The organism is Sphingomonas sp. YR710 (assembly GCF_900101455.1).
In the GTDB taxonomy this organism is placed as follows: domain Bacteria; phylum Pseudomonadota; class Alphaproteobacteria; order Sphingomonadales; family Sphingomonadaceae; genus Rhizorhabdus.
Window position 1 is genome coordinate 337,032 of the sequence record NZ_FMZJ01000002.1, and the last position, 20,400, is coordinate 357,431.

Annotated in this window: 25 protein-coding genes; 11 read left to right on the forward strand and 14 right to left on the reverse strand. The window is 61.9% G+C overall.

Going from position 1 to position 20,400, the window contains the following annotated elements:
• From BLS13_RS04025 to BLS13_RS04070, 10 genes are all read right to left on the reverse strand, one after another.
• A complete protein-coding gene (locus BLS13_RS04025; protein WP_093450158.1) occupies positions 1-498 on the reverse strand; it encodes an MmcB family DNA repair protein in 498 nt (165 codons plus the stop codon).
• Between the two features lie 40 nt (positions 499-538).
• A complete protein-coding gene (locus tag BLS13_RS04030; protein ID WP_093449980.1) occupies positions 539-877 on the reverse strand; it encodes a DUF1491 family protein in 339 nt (112 codons plus the stop codon).
• Positions 874-1,341 carry a PaaI family thioesterase gene (locus tag BLS13_RS04035; RefSeq protein ID WP_093449982.1) on the reverse strand — a complete coding sequence of 156 codons (468 nt, stop codon included), beginning with the start codon at positions 1,339-1,341 and terminating at the stop codon, positions 874-876. The genes BLS13_RS04030 and BLS13_RS04035 overlap by 4 nt, the downstream gene beginning before the upstream one ends.
• A 12-nt stretch (positions 1,342-1,353) precedes the next feature.
• The gene (locus tag BLS13_RS04040) at positions 1,354-1,821 is read right to left on the reverse strand and encodes a PTS sugar transporter subunit IIA (protein ID WP_176943435.1); all 468 of its coding nucleotides are present in this window, start codon (positions 1,819-1,821) and stop codon (positions 1,354-1,356) included.
• A 40-nt stretch (positions 1,822-1,861) separates the two neighbouring features.
• Positions 1,862-2,437, reverse strand: a complete 576-nt coding sequence (hpf, locus tag BLS13_RS04045) for a ribosome hibernation-promoting factor, HPF/YfiA family (protein WP_093450160.1) — start codon at positions 2,435-2,437, stop codon at positions 1,862-1,864.
• Between the two features lie 79 nt (positions 2,438-2,516).
• Positions 2,517-3,224, reverse strand: coding sequence for a DNA polymerase III subunit epsilon (dnaQ, locus tag BLS13_RS04050; RefSeq protein WP_093449985.1), 708 nt, complete (start codon positions 3,222-3,224; stop codon positions 2,517-2,519).
• Positions 3,185-3,826 carry a dephospho-CoA kinase gene (gene coaE, locus BLS13_RS04055; protein WP_093449987.1) on the reverse strand — a complete coding sequence of 214 codons (642 nt, stop codon included), beginning with the start codon at positions 3,824-3,826 and terminating at the stop codon, positions 3,185-3,187. The genes dnaQ and coaE overlap by 40 nt, the downstream gene beginning before the upstream one ends.
• The gene (gene aroE / locus BLS13_RS04060; RefSeq protein WP_093449988.1) at positions 3,823-4,674 is read right to left on the reverse strand and encodes a shikimate dehydrogenase; all 852 of its coding nucleotides are present in this window, start codon (positions 4,672-4,674) and stop codon (positions 3,823-3,825) included. The genes coaE and aroE overlap by 4 nt, the downstream gene beginning before the upstream one ends.
• Positions 4,671-5,267 carry a Maf family protein gene (locus BLS13_RS04065; protein WP_093449990.1) on the reverse strand — a complete coding sequence of 199 codons (597 nt, stop codon included), beginning with the start codon at positions 5,265-5,267 and terminating at the stop codon, positions 4,671-4,673. Before BLS13_RS04065 ends, aroE begins: the two co-directional genes overlap by 4 nt.
• A complete protein-coding gene (locus tag BLS13_RS04070) occupies positions 5,264-6,088 on the reverse strand; it encodes a pyruvate, water dikinase regulatory protein (protein WP_037525616.1) in 825 nt (274 codons plus the stop codon). Before BLS13_RS04070 ends, BLS13_RS04065 begins: the two co-directional genes overlap by 4 nt.
• Positions 6,089-6,375: 287 nt before the next feature.
• Between BLS13_RS04070 and hemE the strand changes: the two genes are divergently transcribed.
• The 5 genes from hemE to BLS13_RS04095 all read left to right on the forward strand — a co-directional run bounded on the left by hemE (position 6,376) and on the right by BLS13_RS04095 (position 11,447).
• Entirely contained in the window at positions 6,376-7,428 is a 1,053-nt protein-coding gene (gene hemE, locus BLS13_RS04075; RefSeq protein WP_093449991.1) for a uroporphyrinogen decarboxylase, read from the forward strand.
• On the forward strand, positions 7,425-7,877 hold the full coding sequence (locus tag BLS13_RS04080; RefSeq protein WP_093449993.1) for a CopD family protein: 453 nt from the start codon (positions 7,425-7,427) through the stop codon (positions 7,875-7,877). Before hemE ends, BLS13_RS04080 begins: the two co-directional genes overlap by 4 nt.
• A 176-nt stretch (positions 7,878-8,053) precedes the next feature.
• Complete coding sequence (gene rho, locus BLS13_RS04085) at positions 8,054-9,310, forward strand: transcription termination factor Rho (protein ID WP_037525608.1); 1,257 nt, start codon at positions 8,054-8,056, stop codon at positions 9,308-9,310.
• An 87-nt stretch (positions 9,311-9,397) separates the two neighbouring features.
• The gene (locus BLS13_RS04090; RefSeq protein WP_093450161.1) at positions 9,398-9,985 is read left to right on the forward strand and encodes a YjbE family putative metal transport protein; all 588 of its coding nucleotides are present in this window, start codon (positions 9,398-9,400) and stop codon (positions 9,983-9,985) included.
• Between the two features lie 409 nt (positions 9,986-10,394).
• On the forward strand, positions 10,395-11,447 hold the full coding sequence (locus BLS13_RS04095) for a collagen-binding domain-containing protein (protein WP_093449994.1): 1,053 nt from the start codon (positions 10,395-10,397) through the stop codon (positions 11,445-11,447).
• Positions 11,448-11,450: 3 nt separating this feature from the next.
• Here BLS13_RS04095 and BLS13_RS04100 read toward each other — a convergent pair whose 3' ends face one another.
• Positions 11,451-12,425: a quinone oxidoreductase family protein gene (locus BLS13_RS04100; protein WP_093449996.1), complete on the reverse strand. Its 975-nt coding sequence runs from the start codon at positions 12,423-12,425 to the stop codon at positions 11,451-11,453.
• A gap of 19 nt (positions 12,426-12,444) precedes the next feature.
• Positions 12,445-12,942, reverse strand: a complete 498-nt coding sequence (locus tag BLS13_RS04105) for a methylated-DNA--[protein]-cysteine S-methyltransferase (protein ID WP_093449997.1) — start codon at positions 12,940-12,942, stop codon at positions 12,445-12,447.
• Positions 12,943-13,010: 68 nt separating this feature from the next.
• Between BLS13_RS04105 and BLS13_RS04110 the strand changes: the two genes are divergently transcribed.
• The 6 genes from BLS13_RS04110 to BLS13_RS04135 are packed head-to-tail and all read left to right on the forward strand — an operon-like array spanning position 13,011 to position 18,796.
• On the forward strand, positions 13,011-13,250 hold the full coding sequence (locus BLS13_RS04110; RefSeq protein WP_093450163.1) for a DUF6489 family protein: 240 nt from the start codon (positions 13,011-13,013) through the stop codon (positions 13,248-13,250).
• A gap of 16 nt (positions 13,251-13,266) precedes the next feature.
• Positions 13,267-14,559, forward strand: coding sequence for a tRNA uridine-5-carboxymethylaminomethyl(34) synthesis GTPase MnmE (mnmE, locus tag BLS13_RS04115; protein ID WP_093449999.1), 1,293 nt, complete (start codon positions 13,267-13,269; stop codon positions 14,557-14,559).
• 57 nt (positions 14,560-14,616) lie between these two features.
• Positions 14,617-16,476: a tRNA uridine-5-carboxymethylaminomethyl(34) synthesis enzyme MnmG gene (mnmG, locus tag BLS13_RS04120; protein ID WP_093450000.1), complete on the forward strand. Its 1,860-nt coding sequence runs from the start codon at positions 14,617-14,619 to the stop codon at positions 16,474-16,476.
• Entirely contained in the window at positions 16,473-17,108 is a 636-nt protein-coding gene (gene rsmG / locus BLS13_RS04125) for a 16S rRNA (guanine(527)-N(7))-methyltransferase RsmG (RefSeq protein ID WP_093450001.1), read from the forward strand. Before mnmG ends, rsmG begins: the two co-directional genes overlap by 4 nt.
• On the forward strand, positions 17,105-17,884 hold the full coding sequence (locus tag BLS13_RS04130; RefSeq protein WP_093450003.1) for a ParA family protein: 780 nt from the start codon (positions 17,105-17,107) through the stop codon (positions 17,882-17,884). The genes rsmG and BLS13_RS04130 overlap by 4 nt, the downstream gene beginning before the upstream one ends.
• 27 nt (positions 17,885-17,911) lie before the next feature.
• The gene (locus tag BLS13_RS04135) at positions 17,912-18,796 is read left to right on the forward strand and encodes a ParB/RepB/Spo0J family partition protein (RefSeq protein WP_093450004.1); all 885 of its coding nucleotides are present in this window, start codon (positions 17,912-17,914) and stop codon (positions 18,794-18,796) included.
• Positions 18,797-18,862: 66 nt separating this feature from the next.
• On the opposite strand, the gene holA is transcribed toward BLS13_RS04135, so the two are convergent.
• Positions 18,863-19,888, reverse strand: coding sequence for a DNA polymerase III subunit delta (gene holA, locus BLS13_RS04140; RefSeq protein WP_093450006.1), 1,026 nt, complete (start codon positions 19,886-19,888; stop codon positions 18,863-18,865).
• Positions 19,885-20,379 carry an LPS assembly lipoprotein LptE gene (gene lptE, locus BLS13_RS04145; RefSeq protein ID WP_256325695.1) on the reverse strand — a complete coding sequence of 165 codons (495 nt, stop codon included), beginning with the start codon at positions 20,377-20,379 and terminating at the stop codon, positions 19,885-19,887. Before lptE ends, holA begins: the two co-directional genes overlap by 4 nt.
• Between the last annotated feature and the right edge of the window lie 21 nt (positions 20,380-20,400).

Sequence of the window (20,400 nt, forward strand, 5' to 3'; positions counted from 1 at the left end):
TCATATCAATCCTGATTCGCCCAGCGGATCGGAATCACCCCAATGGCGCCGCGCGGCGCGGCGGGCAAAACGCAATGTCTCCGCCTTGCGGCGCGACGCCGCGAGCGATCGCATCGCCGGCTCGCGCAATATCGCCGCATCATAGCGATCGGCGCAGATCAACCCCGCCAATTCCGGCTGAAATGCCGGCAGATCGAAGGGTGCCAGATTAAATCCGTGCGGCACCGCCCAGCAGAAACGGTCGCAATAATCGAGATAGTCCACCCACTTCGCATCCCCCAGCAGGTCTGCCCGCGACACTTTGATCTCGACGATCGTGATGATGCCCTTCGCATCGATCGCCATGATATCGGCTCGACGACCATTGCCCAGCGGGACTTCGGCCAACGGCGCCATTTCGTGCCGCAGGAAGAGTCGCGCCACACCACGCGCAACATCGGCCGCGATTACGCGGGTCGCTACATCCTCCGATGGGGACGAATCGGGAAGACTTGCCATAATCCGATGATAGAACAATTCAGGAACATCGCAACGCCTGTCAGTTCTGTATCGCGCCGGCAATCTGAAGTGCATCGCGATGATCGAGCTCGATCGCCCATAGATCGGGATCGGAGCGACGCCTGCGGGCAATATAGTCGCCCACCGCGCCCGGTTCGGACAGGTCGGCCGGTCCAACCGATTCGAGCCGGTAGCCGCCATCGAATTGCCAGACCCGCTCGACGAGTTTCGTAACGATGCCGCGATCGGCCAGCACCAACAGAATCGCGCCGGCGACGGCATCGCCCTTCGCGAGCATCATTGCCGATCCGCCCTTGTCCTGGATCGCGCGGATTGTGGCCGATACGAGCAAAGCCGATGATGCGCGCGCTTCGATCATCGATTCCGCGAATAGCCGGGCAAGGTGGCGAGCGGGATCCGCGATCGCATGAAGGTTCCCGTGCCGCGGGCAACCTCCTCCCCTTCCCCGTCGATCAGCCGCGCGTCGGCAACGAGCACGCGCCGCCGCCCGTTCACCCAGCGCCCCTCGGCGATGATCGGCCCGGTCTTCATCGGCCGGGTCAGCAGCAAATTGAAAGCGGTGGTCAGCAGAAAATAGTCGCTCACCAAGCTATTTGCCGCGTAAAAAGCGGCATCGTCGAGCATCTTGAAATAGGTCGTACCATGCACGGCGCCGGCCGCATGGTAGAGCGTCTCATCGACCGAAAAATGGATGCGGGCGAATCCCTCCTCGACGATTTCCAGCCGGGATCGAAACAGCAGGTTGATCGGCGCCGCCGCATAGAGCGATTCCAACGCCCGAAAATGCGCCTCGGCTCCCGATGGCGGTTGCCCGTCTGCCACAATAAACCCTAGTCAGGCCGCATTGCGGGTTTCGGCGGTTGCGAACAGCGCATAGAGCGCATCGTTCGATCCGGCCCCGCGCAGCTTCGCCACAAAGCCCCTGTCACGCAGGCGCCGACTGACCCGCGCCAGCGCCTTCAAATGCTCGACGCCGGCATCGACCGGTGAGAGCAACAGGAAGACGATATCAACCGGAAGGTCGTCAATTGCCGCGAAATCGATCGGCGCCGCCAATCGCGCGAATACGCCGACGACTCGATCGAGTCCTTCGATCTTGCCATGGGGAATCGCAACCCCCCCGCCAAAGCCGGTCGAACCCAGCCGCTCGCGCTCGGTGAGCCGCTCGACGATCAGCTTCGGATCGGCGTCGACAAACCGTGCGGCGACAACCGCAAGCTGCTGGAATAAAGATTTTTTATTTGGCGCGACCAGCGCGGCCTGCACCGCTTGTGGCGAAAGCAGGTCGCTCAGGTCGTCCATCGATTTTATATCATTCATTCGACGGGCTTCATCATCCTTTTCAGGCCGCCCGGCTTGGTTCCACCCAGCCAATCGTCCCATCGGTGCGCCGATACACCATATTGAATGCGCCCGTACCAGAATTTCTGAACAATAATGCGTTGGTATTCCGTAAATCGAGCATCATCACCGCATCGGACACGCTCGCATCCGGCACGTCGACCCGGGTTTCGGCGATGATCACCGGGTGATCGCCATGCACCTCTTCCTCGGGCGGCGCTTCGAACACTGTGTAACCGGCGCCATCTTCGGCCGTCGCCAGCGCGGGCACCGCTCCGGCACGATCTTTGAGCCGCCGCATATAGCGGCGCAATTGGGTCTCGATGCGATCGGCCGCCTGATCGAAACTCGGGTGGGCCTCCATTGCGTGGCCGCTACCCTTCAGGATCACACCTTGCATCACATGCGCGACGATATCGCATGAAAATCCGTTGCCGTGCTGGCCACGCCCGAAAGTGACGTGAGCGGAGATACTGCGCGAGAAATATTTGTCGGCGATTGCTCTCAGCCGATCCTCGACATGCGTGCGCAGCGCGTCACCAGTATCAACCTGATGTCCCGAAACACGGATCTCCATCATAACCTCCAGTCTTGCCATGCGGATCGAGCGAACCATCCAATCGGCTGCCCTTGCCCGCGATTGTAAGCGATCCTCTTCATCCCGCCGCTCCGGCCAACCACAAAGGATCGGCAAGCCCGGCGATAAATTCCTTGTGCCTTTCCAGTTCCTCCTCACTCGCCATATGGGGTCTCGCGATCCGAATGACAGCAGCCACGGGCGCGGCCTGTTCATGCCGCACCCGATTTTCGACCGTCTTCTCGCGCGCATCGCTCTTCAGCAGCAGGCCGATCTGTCGGCCGCCGGTCAGTTCGACATAGAGCTGCGCCAGCAATTGCGCGTCGAGCAATGCGCCATGCTTGACGCGGTGGCTGCGATCGATGCCGTAGCGGCTGCACAATGCGTCGAGGCTATGTTTTGCGCCGGGATGCGCTTTACGTGCGATAGCCAGCGTATCGATCATCCGCGCCATATCGATCGGGGCATGTCCGCAGTCGGCCAATTCCCAGTTAAGGAACCCGAAATCGAACATCGCATTATGCGCGATCAACGGGCTATCCCCGACGAATTCTAGCAAAGCCAGTGCCTGACTGGCAAAGGAAGGCTTGTCGCTCAGGAAGCGGTCCGACAGGCCATGGACAGCTTCGGCTTCGGCCGGCATCGATCGGCCGGGATTGAAATAGCAGTGGAAGCTGTTGCCGGTTTCGACCCGATTGACCAGCTCGATGCAGCCGATTTCGACGAGGCGATGGCCGTCCGCTGTGCTCAGGCCGGTTGTTTCAGTGTCGAAGACGATTTCTCGCATGCCTTGCAATATCGGACTCCATGCGCCCGCAAGCAAGCAAGGAGATCACGTATCCGCGACTTTGTGCGATCGATCTGCACGCCGGTATCGATGACGAAATCGGCACGGCGCCGTTTTTCGCGGTCCGGCACCTGAAGAGATCGGATATGCTTGAGTTTCAAGGGGTTCATGCCCGGCCTCGCCAACACGCGGCGCGCCTGTTTCCAGGCCGGTGCCGACACCACGACCGTCGCGTCGACCGAACGCCAGCCCTTCTTTTCGAACAATAACGGTACGTCGAGCACGACGACCGGGCGCGATCGATATCGCCGAAGAAAGACTCGGCGCGACTCGGCCAGCGCAGGGTGAATCAATCGCTCGAGCTTACGCAGTTCGGCGCGGTCACCGAGCACCGCCCGCCCGAGCGCGGCCCGATCGATTCCCTGCGGTGTTGCCGTCCCGGGAAAAAGTGCGTCGATCGCCGCGACCAGCTTGCCACCCGGGCCCTGCAATTTGTGAACCTCGGCATCGGCATCATAGACCGGTACGCCCGCCTTCCGGAACATCTCTGCGACGGCCGATTTGCCCATGCCGATCGATCCGGTAAGGCCGAGCAGGATCATGCCGTCAGCATCCGCCGGAGATCGGCATCATGGTCGCGCGGTGCGGGCTGCCCGAAGAACAAGGCAAACGCCTCGGCCGCCTGCCCGATCAGCATCGCCAGCCCGTTGATCACCTGATGCCCCCTCGCTTGTGCTTCGGCGAGCAGCGGCGTTTCGAGCGGACTATAGACAATGTCATAGACGACCGCGCCGGGCGGGACATGCGAGAAATCGACGAGGAGCGGTGGCTGCCCCGTCATGCCCAGCGATGTCGTGTTGACGACCAGATCGAGCACGCCGCTGCGATCATCCCACGCAAAATCGGTCGGCTCGGCGAAATGGCTGAGCGGCGCAATCAAGCTGTCGTCGGGCCCGAAGCTCGCCCGCAACGCCCGCGCCTGATCCAGATTGCGGGCCGCAACGACGATCGTGAATCCCTGCGATGCCAGAGCGAGGGCGATGGCCTTCGCCGCGCCCCCCGCCCCGAACATCCGCGCCATGCGGAACAAATGGCTCCGCGCGAGCAGCGGCTGCAGCGGCTCGAGAAAGCCCGCGAAATCGGTATTATAGCCGACCAGCGCTCCATTTTCGGGACGGACCGTGTTGACCGCCCCGATCTTTTCAGCCGCCGGATCGAGCCGATCGAGCAATGGGATCACCGCCTGCTTGTGCGGAATCGTGACATTGCTGCCGCGCCAGAGCGGATCTGCGCGGCGCGAAGAAAAATGCGCTGCAAGCCGGTCCGGCATCACGTGCGTCGCACGATAATCGGCGGCGATTCCGGCCTGATCGAGCCAGAATTTGTGGATCATCGGCGATTTCGAATGGCTGATCGGATCGCCGATCACCTCGGCATAGGCCATCGTCATGACGGCAGGAGTTCCCTTGTTCGCAGATAATCGAGCAGTGGCATAAGCGGGAGGCCCAGGATCGTGAACTGGCTGCCCTCGATCCGGCTGAACAGTTGCGCGCCCGGGCCTTCGATCCGATAGCAACCGACGCAGCCGGCGACGGCGGGCCATTCGGCATCGAGATAGGACTCGATGAAGGCATCGCTCAAATCGCGGACATGCATCTTCGCGACATCGACATGCCGCCATATCGGCGTGCCGCCCTGGCAGATAACGGCCGCGCTGAACAATCGATGCCGCGTGCCCCGCATTCGTTCGAGTACCGCCCGCGCAGCCTCCCGACTTTCGGCCTTGTCGATCATCGTCCCATCGTCGAGCACCACGGTGGAATCGCACCCGAGCACCAGATCGGTCGGAAAACGGCGCGACAGCTTGGTTGCCTTCAATTCTGCCAAAGCGTCGGCGAGCGCCCGCGCATCATGGCCCTCGCCGCGGAGCGCCAGTTTCATCGATTCCTCGTCGACACCCGCCGCCATCGCTTCGTGCGGGATAGCCGCGGCGGACAGCATTGCGCGGCGCGATGCCGATTGCGACGCCAGAATCAGCTTCACGCGCGGGTATCCTTCGGCGATTTTTCGTTGACCAGATTGATGATCGCGGCAGCCGTTTCCTCGATCGACCGGCGCGTCACGTCGATCACCGGCCAGCCATGATCCGAAAACATCCGGCGTGCGTAAGCGAGTTCGGCCGCCACGGCTTCCTGATCGACATAAGCGGTTTCGGGCGACTGGTTGAGCGAGAGCAGCCGGTTGCGGCGGATCTGGACCAGTCGGTCGGGGCTGGTCGTCAGACCGACCACGATCGGGTGAACGAGCGAGAACAAGGACCGCGGCGGCGGCGCTTCGACCACCAGCGGGATATTGGCGACCTTATATCCGCGATTGGCGAGATAGATCGACGTCGGCGTCTTGGAGGAGCGGGATACGCCGGTCAGGACGATATCGGCCTCCTCCCAATCCTCCGGTCCGATCCCGTCATCATGCGCGATGGTGAACTGAATCGCATCGACCCGCGCGAAATAGGCCGCGTCGAGAATATGCTGGCGGCCCGGGCGGGCGATCGCCTCCTGCCCGAGCAGCCGGGACAGTGCTTCAATCACCGGATCGAGCGCCGACACGATCGGCAGACCGAGCGCGTGGCACCGCGATTCCAGCCGCTTGCGGACGTCGTTATTGACCAGGGTGAAGATCACCAGGCCCGGCCGCTGGGCGATTTCGAGCAGGATGCGATCGAGATGCCCCTGCGATCGCACCATCGGCCAGAAATGCTTGATCGTCTCGACCCCTTCGAACTGGGCGAGACCGGCCTTGGCGATATTTTCGAGCGTCTCCCCGGTCGAATCCGACAGCAAGTGCAAATGGAGGCGGATCACGGGAAGAGCCTGTGGAAAACCATGGGGATAGCGCTAGCGGAATCGGCATGGGGGTTTCAAGCGAGGGATTCGTCCCCGCTGCAGAGATTCGATTCCACGATTCGTCCACAGCGGCTTCGACAGCGCGGTTGCCTGTGGATAACGGGAATGGAATCAACGACTCTGCGACGCTAAACGGCTTTGCGGGAGTCAAGCTGTTGGCAACAGGGCCGACTGTGAATAAACCCCGCTTCGCCGCCGCCTACTACAGCATCAATTTCCTTAAAGAATCTTAAACTAGGAAGATTATGGTCCAGCCGAATCCCGTCGATAGCGTGGTCGATCGTCCGTTGCTCGCCGTCCTGCGAGGCGAACGCCGCGATCCGCCGCCCGTGTGGCTGATGCGTCAGGCGGGGCGTTATCTTCCCGAATATCGTGCTCTCAGGGCAGAAAAAGGCGGCTTTCTCGAACTGGTACATGACAGCCCGGCCGCGGCGGATGTGACTCTGCAACCGATCCGCCGTTTCGGTTTCGACGGTGCCATCCTGTTTTCCGACATCCTCGTGATTCCGCACGCGATGGGGCAGGATCTGCGTTTCGAGGCGGGAGAAGGCCCACGCCTGTCGCCGACGCTCGTCGACCACGCTCTGTCGTCGCTGGTGGCAGTCCCTGAGCGGCTTCTCCCGGTCTATGAGACGATCAGGCTGGTTCGGGACCAACTACCCGCGCGAACCACCTTCCTGGGCTTTGCGGGCAGCCCCTGGACCGTGGCGACCTATATGGTGGCGGGGCAGGGCAGCAAGGAGCAGGCCGAGACCCGGCGGATGGCCTATCGCGATCCCGAAGGCTTTGGAGCGATCATCAATGCGCTCGTCGATGCGACGGTCGATTATCTGTCAAAGCAGATCGAGGCCGGTGTCGATGCGGTCCAGCTCTTCGACAGTTGGGCTGGCAGCCTGGCACCGCGCGAATTCGAGCGCTGGGTGATTGCGCCGACGGCTGCGATCGTCGATCGGCTGCGGTCCCGCCATCCGGAAACGGCGATCATTGGCTTTCCGAAAGGGGCGGGTGGAAAATTGCCTGCATATGCGCGCGAAACCGGCGTCGACGCGATCGGTCTCGACGAGACGGTCGATCCGATCTGGGCCAATGCGGTGCTTCCAGAGGCCTTGCCAGTGCAGGGCAATCTCGATCCCCTTGCGCTGATCGCGGGCGGCCCGGCGCTGGACGATGCGGTGAATGCGATCAGAAGGGCTTTTCCGACACGCCCACATGTGTTCAATCTGGGCCATGGCATCCTGCTCGATACGCCGATCGCGCATGTCGAACAGTTGCTGGCAAGGGTACGCGGACCATTATGATGATTGCGACCGGCTTTCTGGGCAATGCCTATCCCTGGGTGAAGGCAGGACACGTCATCTTCGTGATCTTCTGGATGGCCGGACTGTTCATGCTGCCGCGTTTCTATATCTACCATCAGGCGTGCCAGCCCGGTTCCGCCGAGGACAAGCTCTGGATCGAACGCGAGCGGCGGCTGCGATCGATCATCATCAGCCCCGCGATGACGATGGTCTGGATATTCGGGCTCAGCCTGGCCTTCGATCAGGGTTTGTGGGGTGTCCCCTGGTTTCAGGCAAAATTCGCGACCGTGCTGGCCTTGTCGGCATTTCACGGATGGGCGGTGGGTTATGGCCGCAAGATGGGACGGGGCTATCGGGCGAAGGCTGACAAAGCTCTGCGCTGGATGAACGAGATTCCGGGCATTGCCACGGCGATCATCGTCATATTGGTGATCGTGCGGCCATTTTAGCCGATTATCCCTGCCACGGCACACGGCGGCTGCGTCGCGCCGCTTGACTTGAATCCCGGGCACGCTTAACCGCAAAGGAGAACAGGGCTTCCGTTCGAGCAAGGCCCTATCCCCACACCATATCCATTCCGTCCGTGCGCTGAAGCGTCACCAGATTGAAGACTCAGGACATCCCGATGCATCTTAAGGATCTCAAGAAGAAGACCCCCGCCGAGTTGGTCACCATGGCCGAAACGCTGGGCGTCGAGGGTGCGTCGACCTTGCGCAAGCAGGACCTGATGTTCGCGATCCTGAAGGTCGAGGCCGAAAATGGCGAGCAGATCATGGGGCTCGGCACGATCGAGGTCCTCTCCGACGGATTCGGTTTCCTGCGCAGCCCCGAGGCCAATTATCTGGCCGGTCCCGATGACATCTATGTCTCGCCGAACCAGGTCCGCAAATTCGGTCTCCGCACCGGCGATACCGTCGAGGGCGAGATTCGCGGACCTAAGGACGGCGAACGCTATTTCGCGTTGACCCGGCTGGTTTCGATCAATTTCGACGATCCCGACGTTGTCCGCCATCGCGTCAATTTCGACAATCTCACGCCGCTTTATCCCGAAGAGAAGCTGACGCTCGACAATCTCGATCCGACCGTCAAGGACAAGTCGGCGCGGGTGATCGACATCATCGCGCCGCAGGGCAAGGGCCAGCGCGCCTTGATCGTGGCGCCGCCGCGCGTCGGCAAGACCGTGCTGCTGCAGAACATTGCCAAGGCGATCACCGACAATCATCCCGAGGTATTCCTGATCGTGTTGCTGATCGACGAGCGGCCCGAGGAAGTGACCGACATGCAGCGCTCGGTGAAGGGCGAAGTGATCTCCTCCACCTTCGACGAACCCGCGCAACGCCACGTCCAGGTCGCCGAAATGGTGATCGAAAAGGCGAAGCGCCTTGTCGAGCACAAGAAGGATGTCGTCATCCTGCTCGATTCGATCACACGCCTGGGCCGTGCCTACAACACTGTGGTGCCGTCGTCCGGAAAGGTTCTGACTGGCGGTGTCGATGCGAACGCGCTGCAGCGGCCGAAGCGCTTCTTCGGCGCAGCGCGCAACATCGAAGAGGGCGGTTCGCTGTCGATCATCGCGACCGCGCTGATCGACACCGGCAGCCGCATGGACGAAGTGATCTTCGAAGAGTTCAAGGGCACCGGCAATTCGGAAATCGTGCTCGACCGGAAGGTCGCCGACAAGCGGATCTTCCCGGCGATGGATGTCGGCAAGTCCGGCACCCGCAAGGAGGAACTGCTGGTCGACAAGGGCAAGCTTTCCAAGATGTGGGTATTGCGCCGCATCCTGATGCAGATGGGTACGATCGACGCGATGGAATTCCTTCTCGACAAGATGAAGGATTCCAAGACAAACGAAGACTTCTTCGATTCGATGAATCAATAATCAGACTATCAGCACGGAGCGACGATCGTGGCGGACATCTGGGCGCATATCGTCGCCGATTTTGCGAACATCGGATCGCCCTCCGCAATGGCGGCGTTCGTCCAGGTGCTGATGATCGACATCATGCTGGCCGGCGACAATGCGATCGTTGTTGGTGCGTTGGCGGCGGGTCTGCCGACGAAACAGCGCAAGCAGGTGATCCTGATCGGTATCGTCGCGGCACTGGTGTTGCGGATCGTCTTCGCAATCAGTGTCAGTGCATTGATGAGTATCGTTGGCCTGGTCCTCGCCGGCGGGTTGCTGCTGCTGTGGGTGGCATGGAAGATGTTCCGCGAATTGCGATCTTCGACCAACCACGATGGAAACCCCTCCGATCACGATGCCATTCCGGAGCCGAAGTCATTTATGGGTGCGGCCTGGGCCGTTGCCCTGGCCGACGTATCGATGAGCCTCGACAACGTGCTGGCAGTCGCCGGAGCGGCGCGAGAACACCCCGGAATATTGGTGATCGGCTTGTTGCTGTCAGTCGCGCTGATGGGTCTCGCGGCTAATATTATTGCCAAATATATCGAGCGTTTTCGTTGGATCGCCTATGTGGGCTTGCTCGTGATCCTTTATGTGGCAATCAAGATGATCTACGAAGGCAGCCATCAGATCATTCCGTTGATGTTGTAGGCGCGTAGGGCGAGCCCCGCCCGCGATCGCCGGTTTCCTTTACAATGACGGTATCTTCGCTGCGAACGATAGCCGAGTGCGACCCGTGGAGCGGGGAGGCCGATGACGTCTCTTTTTTTACCCTCCGCCAATGGATTACGGTCAACCATATCCCGATTTGGTATTATTCGGGTTTGTTCGAGATTCATGAAGAACCCGTCGGCTTGGATTAGCAATCTCGTAATTTTATTCGAAATTGTCGGAAAATTTTACACTGACTGCTACTGTGCTTTAGTGAAGCACACTTCGAGTCTTGATATCGTTAACAGCTATTACTGGCATAGACGCTTATTTTTTGGTACGGTCGATTCATGGGAGCCATCCTGCAGGACAGGAGTGGCGTGTGTTCGTCTAGATTTCGGGGTGTGCGATGCGTTTTAATCGTTCTATTCCAGTGTTTCTGGCTGGCTTCGCGTTGATCGGTTCCGCGAATCAGGTATCGGCGTCGATGATTGCCTCGCCGATCACAAGTGCGCTTGCGCAGCTCCAGGAATGGAATCTGATCGCGTTCAATAACTACACCGCCTCAAACGAAGTCGAAGGCCGAGTATTCGTCGGCGGCAATCTAAACGTCGCCCAGGGCACCCAGTTCAACTTCAGGGGCACCTCGGCCTCCACCAGCGGGACGGGCGCCGTAACGGTGGTCGGCAGCGCATCGGGCAACAAGATTGATTTCCGGGCCGGTGATCTCGTCGTCGGCGGCAGTGAATCGGCCAACACGCTCGAGGCGAACAATTCGGGTTCGGTTTTCGTAGGCGGCACGGACACCAGCACCAACCATAATAATATGACGATCACGCAGGGGCTTTCCGGCAACAGCAACTTCACGAACACGCTGAACAGCCAGAAGACCTCCCTGATCAATTCATTGACGAGCCTCAGCAGCAACCTGAAGGCGTTGACCGCGACCGGCACCGTCAGCACGACTAACAATGCCTTGACCTATACGGCGACCAGCGGCCTGAATGTGCTGAACCTGACGGTTGATCAGATTAATCAATATGCCCAGAACTATATCGATATCGTGTCGCCAACCGGAACCACGACCGTCATCAACGTTTCAGGCAGCGGCACGATCAGCCGGAATTTCAATTCGACGTCATCGGCCAATAACATCATCTGGAATTTCTACGACGCGACCAGCCTGACGCTGGGCAATTGGCAGGGCAGCGTCCTCGCGGTCAATGCGGACTTCGTGAAGGATCAGAGCGGCGCGATTAACGGCGCGGTGGTGGCGAAGAATGCCAGCAACTATGCGGAAGTCCATAGCTACAGCTTCCAGGGCGATCTCTCATCAGTGGGTGGCAGCGTTTCGGCAATGCCGGAACCCGCGACCTGGGCCATGCTGATCCTGGGCTTCGGCCTGATCGGTTTTGCGATGCGCCGTCGGGGCGCGACCGTTTTGGCGTCGATACCCGCCTGATTTTTAGACGGTAAGGATCGTTGAGCCGGTCGTCTTTCGGCCTTCAAGCGCGATGTGCGCCGATGCTGCGTCGGCGAGGGCAAAGCGCTGGCCGATCTCGATCTTCACGCTTCCATTTTCCATGGCATTGAACAGCCGTTCGGCGGACTCGCGCCGTTCCTCGGGCGTGGCGATATAATCGAACAGGGTCGGCCGGGTGAGAAACAGCGAGCCGGCTTTCGACAGGTCGCCGGGGCTGAACGGGGCGGGGGCGCCTGAGGCATTCCCAAAACTGATCATCAGCCCCCGACGACGCAGCGATGCGAGTGAGGCTTGCCAGCTCGCAGCGCCGACTCCGTCAAAGCTGACGTCCACGCCATCACCGCAATGTTCGCGGATCAGCCCGGGCAGTTCGTCATACGGGCAATCGAGCGCGATCTCGGCACCGGCCGCATGTGCCATCGCGGCTTTTTGCGCAGATCCGGCATGCGCGATGACGCGGATGCCCAGCGCCGCCATCCATTGAACGAGAATGATGCCCACGCCGCCTGCCGCCGCATGGACGAGCGCGATTTGCCCGGGCCTAATGGCCGCGCAGCGATGGATCAGAAATTCGGCCGTCATGCCCTTGAGCATGGAGGCCGCCGCAAGTTCATCATCGATCGCCGGGGGCAGGGGGATGAGTAGGTCGGCTGCGATCGTCCGGACGGTCGCGTAGCTACCGGGCCCGGAGACATAGCCCACCCGCTGACCCATGGCAAAGCCAGTAACGCTTTCGCCGATCGCCTCGATGACGCCCGCGGCTTCGCCCCCTAGCGGCGCGGGCAAGGGCTGCGGATAGAGCCCTGTGCGATGATAGATGTCGATGAAGTTGACGCCAATCGCGTGGTGACGGACGCGAACTTCGTTGGGGCCGGGCGCGACGAGCTCGCAGGGACGGGAGACGATCATTTCCGGTCCACCGAATGCCTTGGCGACGAGCTGGAAATCGGTGGTCATCGCTTCGCTCCTGATGAAATTAACCAATTGATTCGAAAAGGGTATTTTCTATAGCGCGTTCGTGGCGCAGCAATTTCAACTTGGTCTCCACGCCGTTGCCGCCCGAATAATTGCCTATGGCGCCGGCGGCGGCGGTCACCCGATGACAAGGAACGATAATCGGCAGGGGGTTGCGTCGGCAGGCTTGGCCGATCGCGCGGGGTCCGGAACCGATCATCCGCGCTACCGCACCATAGCTCATCATTTGTCCAAAGGGGATCGCGCAGATCGCTTGTCGAAGCGCTTCGCCGCGTGCGCTGCTAACCGGCTGCAGTGGAAGATCAAATGTGGTCAGCGAGCCGTTGAAATAGGCTGACAGCTGCTCGATCGCGGCACGGGCAATGCGGGACGATGCTTGGGTCCCCCGATATGGGATGTCCTCGGCTGGCGCGGTGATGATGTTGATTGCGCGAAGATGATCCTCGTCGCAATCGACGAGGATCATTCCGATCGGCGACGGGAAGGTTGCGTGAATCATGATCGCTTGCCTGTGACAGCTTTAGCGATCACAAGTGGTGTTTCAACGATCTTTGGATGGCGCCCCCGATGAAGGTAACCGTAGACGTCGATTGTACCCCGGAAGAGGCGCGGCGCTTCATGGGTTTGCCCGATATGTCGAGTGTACACGAAGCCTATACCGATAAGATGAAAAGCGTCATCAACGACGGCATCACGCCGGACATGCTCGAAACGATGATGCGGAACTGGATGCCGATGGGCGAGGCCGGCATGAATGTCTGGCGAACGCTTTTCGATCAGATTGGCCGAACCGCTGGCGGAAAGTAATTGTTCCACGTGGAACATGGTCGAACGTGATACGATCTTTGCGCTCTCGAGCGGGCAGCCGCCGGCGGGCATAGCCGTCGTCAGATTGAGCGGCCCCGGTGCGGGGCGTGCGGTCGATGCGCTCATCAATGGTCGACGGCCGGCTCCCCGCATCGCAACGGTACGCAAGCTATTGCATCCCGACGACGGATCACCCCTCGATGAGGCTCTGCTGCTCTGGTTGCCCGGGCCGCACACGGTGACCGGCGAGGATATGGCTGAGCTTCATCTCCACGGCAGCCGGGCAATTGTCGCGCTGATGCTCGACACGCTGGGAAGGTTCGAAGGGCTGCGGCCAGCCCTTGCCGGCGAGTTCACCCGGCGGGCGTTCGAGAACGGCCGTATCGATCTGATCGAAGCCGAGGCGCTCGGTGACCTGCTGGCCGCCGAGACCGAGGACCAGCGGCGCAATGCGATGCTGCTCGCCAGCGGGGCGCTCAGTCGTGTGATCGAAGCCTGGCGGAAAGAGCTCCTGCAGCTCTCGGCGCGGCTCGAAGCGATCCTCGATTTTTCCGACGAGGATTCGGTGGGCGAAGATGATCACGCAATCCGGTCGGGGATCGCGGGGCTCAAGAGCGCAGTCGATAAATGGCTCGCGGTGCCACCCGCCGAGCGGTTGCGGGATGGTATCCGCGTCGTCCTCGCCGGTCCGCCCAATGCCGGCAAATCGACGCTGCTTAACGCGCTGGTGGGGCGCGACGCGGCGATCGTAACGCCGATCGCGGGTACGACCCGCGACCTTATCGAGGTACCGGTCGCCTTCGGCGGCGTGCCGTTCCTGATCACGGATACGGCGGGGCTGCGCGATGTAGCATCGGATGCGGTGGAAGCGATCGGCATGCAGAGGGCGGCGGCGGCGCTCGATTCTGCTGATATTCTGTTGTGGATGGGAAACCCCGAGGACGCACCCATTGGAAGTCATGTGGTGCGGCTCGGTGCGCAGTCGGATCGCATTCGACGTGCGCCCAATGCCTATGATCTCATATTGTCGGCGACGACGGGGCAGGGGGTCGATGCGCTGATTGCACGGTTGATCGATACGGCGCGCAGGTTGCTGCCGCGCGAGGGCGAAGGGGCGCTCAATCGGCGCCAGCGCTCGTGCCTGATGCTGATGCAGGAGGCACTGTCGGGGGCCGCCGGGACGAGTGACCTCATTTTGACGGCCGAAGGGCTGCGCGCCGCGCGTGCGGCGCTCGATGCGCTCACGGGGCGGGTCGGCACCGAGGATATGTTCGATACACTGTTTGGGGCCTTTTGCATCGGCAAATAGCCGTGTTCCACGTGGAACAATTTTGACTCGCGGGCTGCGGTAGATTAGCGGCAACCCATGTCGAACAGCTATGATGTGATTGTCGTCGGCGGGGGGCACGCCGGGTGCGAGGCTGCGGCCGCCGCGGCTCGGATGGGCGCGCGGGTGGCGCTCATCAGTATGCGCCGCGACATGATCGGCGCGATGTCGTGCAATCCGGCGATTGGCGGGCTCGGCAAGGGGCATCTCGTGCGCGAGGTCGATGCTTGCGATGGCTTGATCGCGCGGGCGGCCGATGCCGCCGCGATCCACTATCGCATGCTCAACGCGAGCAAGGGGTCCGCCGTCCAGGGCCCAAGGGTGCAGGCGGATCGCAAATTGTACAAAGCCGCGATCCAGACGATGCTTGCGGCGATCGACAATCTGGCGGTGATCGAAGGGATGGCGGAGAGCCTGATTATCGAGCCGCTAACGTCGCGGATTGCCGGGTTGGTATTGGGTGACGGCGAGCGGTTGAGCGCTCGATCGGTGGTCCTGGCGACCGGGACCTTCCTTAATGCCCGGCTCCATTTCGGGCTCGATTGCAAGGCTGGTGGCAGGGTTGGCGAGGATGCCGCGATCGGGATGGCGGAGCAGTTGCGCGCGCTCGAGCTGCCGATGGGCCGGCTAAAGACCGGTACGCCACCGCGCCTCGATGGCCGGACGATTGCCTGGGGTGGACTGGAGCGGCAGCCATCCGACGGTGGCGACTGGACCTTCTCGTCCATGGGGCAGGGGCGCCAGGTGCCGCAGGTCCATTGCGCGATTACCCGCACGAACGTCCGGACGCATGATGCGATCCGTGCAGGGCTCGATCGATCGCCGCTCTTCTCCGGCGCGATCGAAGGCCTTGGTCCGCGCTACTGCCCTTCGATCGAGGATAAGGTCGTGCGGTTCGGCGATCGGGACGGCCATCAGATCTTCCTCGAACCCGAGGGGCTCGACGATTTCACGATCTATCCGAACGGCGTTTCGACCTCGCTGCCGCTTGATGTCCAATATGCGATGCTGCGGACGGTGAAGGGACTCGAGCAGGTCGAGATCCTTCAGCCGGGCTATGCGGTGGAATATGATTTCATTGATCCGCGCGCGCTCGATATGGCGCTGGGATTGCGCGCGCTGCGGGGCCTGTACTGTGCCGGCCAGATCAACGGGACCACCGGCTATGAGGAGGCTGCGGCGCAGGGGCTGGTAGCCGGTATGAACGCTGCTGCTTATGCCGCTGATCGCGCACCGATCCTGTTCGATCGGTCCACTAGCTATATTGGCGTGATGGTCGACGATCTCACGCTGCACGGCGTGACCGAGCCTTATCGGATGCTGACGGCACGTGCGGAATATCGGCTGCGGTTGCGCGCAGACAATGCCGGAACGCGGTTGACGTCTTGGGCGATTGCGCAAGGCGCGGTATCGGCGGAACGTCGCAAACTCCATGAAGTGCGTGAGACGGCGCGTGAAGGACTTGTCACGGCGTTGCAGGAAACGACGGTAGCATCCGCAGATATGGCACGGGCAGGGGCGGCGATCGTGTCGGATGGAACGCGGCGATCGCTCTATGATTGGCTGCGGTTTGGCGAAATCGACTATCGCCACGTTATGAGCCTGCTGCCGGAGGTTGAGGATGCCCCCGAGGATATCCGCGCTGAAGTCCTCCAGGACTGCCGCTACGCGCCCTATCTCATACGGCAGGATCAGGAAATCGCGCGGGTTCAGGCGGATGCGGCGATCTGTTTGGAGAGAATCACCGACTATCGGCAGATCGGTGGGCTCTCGAACGAGATGGTCGAGCGGTTGAACCGGGCGATGCCTGGCGACCTTGCGGCGGCAGGACGTATTCGGGGGGTAACGCCAGCAGCGCTCGCGGCGATCATGGTCCACGCGCGGCGGTTGGCCGCGTGAGCGAAGATGAGGCGCGGGCGTGGCTCAAAGCGCAGCTCGATGTTTCACGTGAAACATTGGTACGGCTCGAATCGCTGGTCGAACTCGTCACAGCGGAATCGCAGCAGCAGAATCTGATCGCGGCGTCGACGCTGCCGACGATCTGGGACCGCCATGTCGTCGACTCGGCTCAGCTACTGACACTGGCCCCGGCCGGGGTAGGAAGCTGGCTCGATCTCGGATCGGGGGCGGGCTTTCCGGGCATGGTGGTGGCGGCCATCGCGCGTTCGATCGAGATGGTCCTCGTCGAGTCGCGACGCAAGCGCATCGACTTTCTGAGCCATGTTGCGGCGACTCTCGGCGTGTCGGACCGAGTGACGATTGCCGGATCGCGGCTTGAGCTGATCGCGACGCGGCCCTTTGACGTGGTCAGTGCGCGCGCCTTCGCGCCGCTCGATCGGTTGCTCCCGCTCGCGGCCCGATTCTCGACACCCAAAACGGTTTGGCTGCTGCCAAAAGGGCGGGGCGCCGCATCGGAACTGGCGGCGGCGCGGAGTTCGTGGCAGGGTGATTTCCGGATCGTCGCGAGCGTGACCGATCCGGATGCGGCGATCATTGTCGCACGAAATGTTCAGCCGAAGGGACGTCGATGATCCGCATTGCGATCGCGAACCAGAAGGGTGGCGTGGGCAAAACCACAACGGCAATCAATCTTGCGACCGCGCTTGCGGCGACGGGATGGCGGGTATTGCTGATCGATTTCGATCCGCAGGGTAATGCCTCGACCGGGCTCGGGATGGATCGCGCGTCGCGCACCCATTCGAGCTATGAGCTGCTCCGTGGTGACTGCACTCTGTCCGAGGCGGCGGTCGCGACCAAGGTGCCACGGCTCGATATCGTCACCGCTACGGTCGACCTGTCCGGTGCGGAAATCGAACTGATCGAGGTCGAACAGCGGACGCACAAGCTGCACCAGGCGATTGCCGAGGCCGAAGGTCGCTGGGATGTCTGCCTGATCGATTGCCCGCCCTCGCTGGGGCTGCTGACCGTCAATGCGCTGGTGGCCGCCAACGTCATGCTGGTGCCGCTGCAGTGCGAATTCTTCGCGCTCGAGGGGCTCAGCCAGTTGCTGCAGACGATCGAGCGGGTTCGGGCGCGTTTCAACCCGCAGCTTTCGATCCTGGGTGTCGCGCTGACGATGTACGACCGGCGCAACCGGCTGTCCGAGCAGGTGGCCGCCGATGTCCGCGCGGTGCTGGGCGATATCGTGTTCGAAACGGTGATCCCGCGCAATGTCCGCCTGTCCGAGGCGCCAAGCCATGGGGTGCCGGCATTGATCTATGATTTCCGCTGTCCGGGCTCGGAAGCCTATATCGCGCTGGCCCGTGAATGTATCACGCGGCTTACCAAGACCGCGCAGGCCGCCTGACCGATATATGATGAGAGGTAGAGACATATGACGGCCGAGGCACCGCGCAGAGGCTTGGGCAGGGGCCTTTCGGCTCTGCTGGGGGAGGTCGAGCGCGAACAGCCGGTATCGCCCGGCGCAACGCGCACCCCGGGTGTCCAGACGATCGCCGTCTCGTCGATCTCCCCCAATCCCGGTCAGCCCCGTCGCCATTTCGATGACGAGGCACTCGACGAACTGGCGGCGTCGATCGCGGCGCGCGGGATGATCCAGCCGATCGTCGTACGCCCGCATGGCCATGGCTATCAGATCGTCGCGGGCGAGCGGCGCTGGCGCGCGGCCCAGCGCGCGCAGTTGCACGATGTTCCTGTGATCGTGCGCGAACTGACCGACGTGCAGACGCTCGAGTTGGCAATCATTGAGAACATCCAGAGACAGGATCTCAATGTTATCGAAGAAGCCGAGGCATATCAAAAACTTACGAGTGATTTTGGTCATACGCAGGAAGTTTTGGGCAAACTCGTCAACAAATCGCGCAGCCATGTCGCCAATTTGCTGCGGCTGCTCGAATTGCCGGGGCCCGTCCGCGATTCGGTTGCCAGCGGCAAGCTGAGCATGGGCCACGCCCGCGCGTTGATTACTGCGCCGAATGCGGAAGCGCTGGCCGAGGAAGTGATCCGCCGCGATCTTTCGGTACGGGACACGGAGAAGCTCGCTCGCAGCAACAAGGCTGGCCCGAAGCCCGCGGCTGCGCCAAAGGGCGATATCAGCCCCGGCGCCGATATTGAGGCGTTGCAGCGCCAGCTTGGCGATATATTGGGGCTGAAAGTGCAGATCGAGCATGGCGCGGGCGGCGGCCGGGTCGTCGTCGGCTATTCGACGCTCGATCAACTCGATCTCATCTGCCAGCGCCTGAGTGGTGAGCCCATCTGAGCCAGCATTTTCAATATCTTATCGATTATATCTCAGTTTTTGAGAAACAATCGATGGCCAGATAAACTATCGCCGCCTGCGCGCGGCAGCCGCGCGTGCTATTGCCAGCAATTCCTCGCCGATCGCCACCATTCCCGCGCTACCCGATCGCTTAAACGCGCGCTCGGCGGCGGCGAGCCGCAAGGTTGCGGTGGCGATGGCGTCGGGGGACCAGCGGGAAAGCAGGCCCGCGACGACTTTTTGATCCTTCCAGAAGATGCCGCGACCCGAAGAGGCCATCACCGCGTCCACATTGTTGCCGGCTGCGACTTCGGCGCGGAGCGGCGCGATCTGGGCGAGCCGGCGCAGGAGCGCCCGGACGACGCCGATGGTCTCGGTTGGCCCGATCAGCGCGAGTTCGCTGGCCGCGCGATCGATCTGGCCGCCCAACACGGCGTCGACGATCGCGGAGACATCGCTCTCATCGTTCGCCGCGCCGATCGCCGCGAGCACGTCGGGGCCAGCGGGGCGGGGGGCTTCCGGCGTGCCATCGACATATAACGCGATCTTTTCGAGTTCGCGGGTCATCAGGGCGCGATCGGCGCCGTTGGTCGCGACGATCTGGCGCGCGGCATCGGGCTGCAATTGCACGCCCAACCCGCGTGCAATCTCGATCGCAACCTGATCGGCCTTCTGGCCTTCGGGCAGATAGCTGACGAAGGCGAGTGCGCGGGGATCGGCAAGCGCCAGCTTCAACAGCTTCGAATCCTTGCGCAAATTGCCGGCGACGATCACCACGGGATTGCCGGTCGATCCGGCTTCGAGCAACGCCTGAACCGCCTCGGCGGCTTCATCGCCAGCAGGATCGACCCGGATATGGCGGGCGCCGCCGAACAATGAGAAGGCGGCGGCTTCATCCGCCAGCAGCGCCGGATCGGCCTTCAGGGCAGGTCCTGTCAGATCGACGCGTTCCGCGTCACCACCTTGTGTCCTGCCAAGCCGTGCGGCGATGTCGCGCGATGCGGCCTCGTCAGGGCCATAGAGAAGAAAGAGGCGATAGGCTGGATCCGCGGTATCGAGCGCGCGCCCGATCTGGGCCAGATCCGCCTTCACGGTTGCGTGGGGGCGGTCTTGTCGGCGGCGCGGCGCGCATAAGTGGCGATGCGCGCGACAATCTCATCCGAAAGCATCTCGGTGAGCCGTTCGAGCGTGGTTTGTTCGGCGGCGACGGTCGCATATTCGGATGCCGCGACATCGATGCCGGCGTCGGCGCTCGCCGTCTGATCGAGAACGACGCCGCCATTGGCAACGTCGACCAGCCGATAGCGGGCACGCAGGATACGCCGCTCGCGCGTAATGGCGTTGTTGGTGGCGATACCGAGGCCGGTGATCTGGTCATCGAGCTCGACTTCGAGCCGATAGCGCGCCGGCACCGATCCATGGTGCAGCCGATCGTTAAGCGCGTTGCGAACGAGCCATCCCGCCTGGTTACCGCTGATCGGCGCCACTTCGACGGCCGCGAGCGTGGTTGCTACCGGACTGGCCGATCCGCCGCCATACAGCGGTCGCAACCCGCAACCCGCGAGCAGAAGCGGCAGCATCATGACGGGAAAGGCTCGCTTGAG

Excerpts from the sequence above, each read along its gene's own strand:
- BLS13_RS04025 (WP_093450158.1), bottom strand. The coding sequence starts at position 498 with ATGGCAAGTCTTCCCGATTCGTCCCCATCGGAGGATGTAGCGACCCGC.
- BLS13_RS04030 (WP_093449980.1), bottom strand. The coding sequence starts at position 877 with ATGATCGAAGCGCGCGCATCATCGGCTTTGCTCGTATCGGCCACAATC.
- BLS13_RS04040 (WP_176943435.1), bottom strand. The coding sequence starts at position 1,821 with ATGGACGACCTGAGCGACCTGCTTTCGCCACAAGCGGTGCAGGCCGCG.
- hpf (WP_093450160.1), bottom strand. The coding sequence starts at position 2,437 with ATGGAGATCCGTGTTTCGGGACATCAGGTTGATACTGGTGACGCGCTG.
- dnaQ (WP_093449985.1), bottom strand. The coding sequence starts at position 3,224 with ATGCGAGAAATCGTCTTCGACACTGAAACAACCGGCCTGAGCACAGCG.
- coaE (WP_093449987.1), bottom strand. The coding sequence starts at position 3,826 with ATGATCCTGCTCGGCCTTACCGGATCGATCGGCATGGGCAAATCGGCC.
- aroE (WP_093449988.1), bottom strand. The coding sequence starts at position 4,674 with ATGACGATGGCCTATGCCGAGGTGATCGGCGATCCGATCAGCCATTCG.
- hemE (WP_093449991.1), top strand. The coding sequence starts at position 6,376 with ATGGTCCAGCCGAATCCCGTCGATAGCGTGGTCGATCGTCCGTTGCTC.
- BLS13_RS04080 (WP_093449993.1), top strand. The coding sequence starts at position 7,425 with ATGATGATTGCGACCGGCTTTCTGGGCAATGCCTATCCCTGGGTGAAG.
- rho (WP_037525608.1), top strand. The coding sequence starts at position 8,054 with ATGCATCTTAAGGATCTCAAGAAGAAGACCCCCGCCGAGTTGGTCACC.
- BLS13_RS04090 (WP_093450161.1), top strand. The coding sequence starts at position 9,398 with ATGGCGGCGTTCGTCCAGGTGCTGATGATCGACATCATGCTGGCCGGC.
- BLS13_RS04095 (WP_093449994.1), top strand. The coding sequence starts at position 10,395 with ATGCGTTTTAATCGTTCTATTCCAGTGTTTCTGGCTGGCTTCGCGTTG.
- BLS13_RS04100 (WP_093449996.1), bottom strand. The coding sequence starts at position 12,425 with ATGACCACCGATTTCCAGCTCGTCGCCAAGGCATTCGGTGGACCGGAA.
- BLS13_RS04105 (WP_093449997.1), bottom strand. The coding sequence starts at position 12,942 with ATGATTCACGCAACCTTCCCGTCGCCGATCGGAATGATCCTCGTCGAT.
- BLS13_RS04110 (WP_093450163.1), top strand. The coding sequence starts at position 13,011 with ATGAAGGTAACCGTAGACGTCGATTGTACCCCGGAAGAGGCGCGGCGC.
- mnmE (WP_093449999.1), top strand. The coding sequence starts at position 13,267 with ATGGTCGAACGTGATACGATCTTTGCGCTCTCGAGCGGGCAGCCGCCG.
- mnmG (WP_093450000.1), top strand. The coding sequence starts at position 14,617 with ATGTCGAACAGCTATGATGTGATTGTCGTCGGCGGGGGGCACGCCGGG.
- BLS13_RS04130 (WP_093450003.1), top strand. The coding sequence starts at position 17,105 with ATGATCCGCATTGCGATCGCGAACCAGAAGGGTGGCGTGGGCAAAACC.
- BLS13_RS04135 (WP_093450004.1), top strand. The coding sequence starts at position 17,912 with ATGACGGCCGAGGCACCGCGCAGAGGCTTGGGCAGGGGCCTTTCGGCT.
- lptE (WP_256325695.1), bottom strand. The coding sequence starts at position 20,379 with ATGATGCTGCCGCTTCTGCTCGCGGGTTGCGGGTTGCGACCGCTGTAT.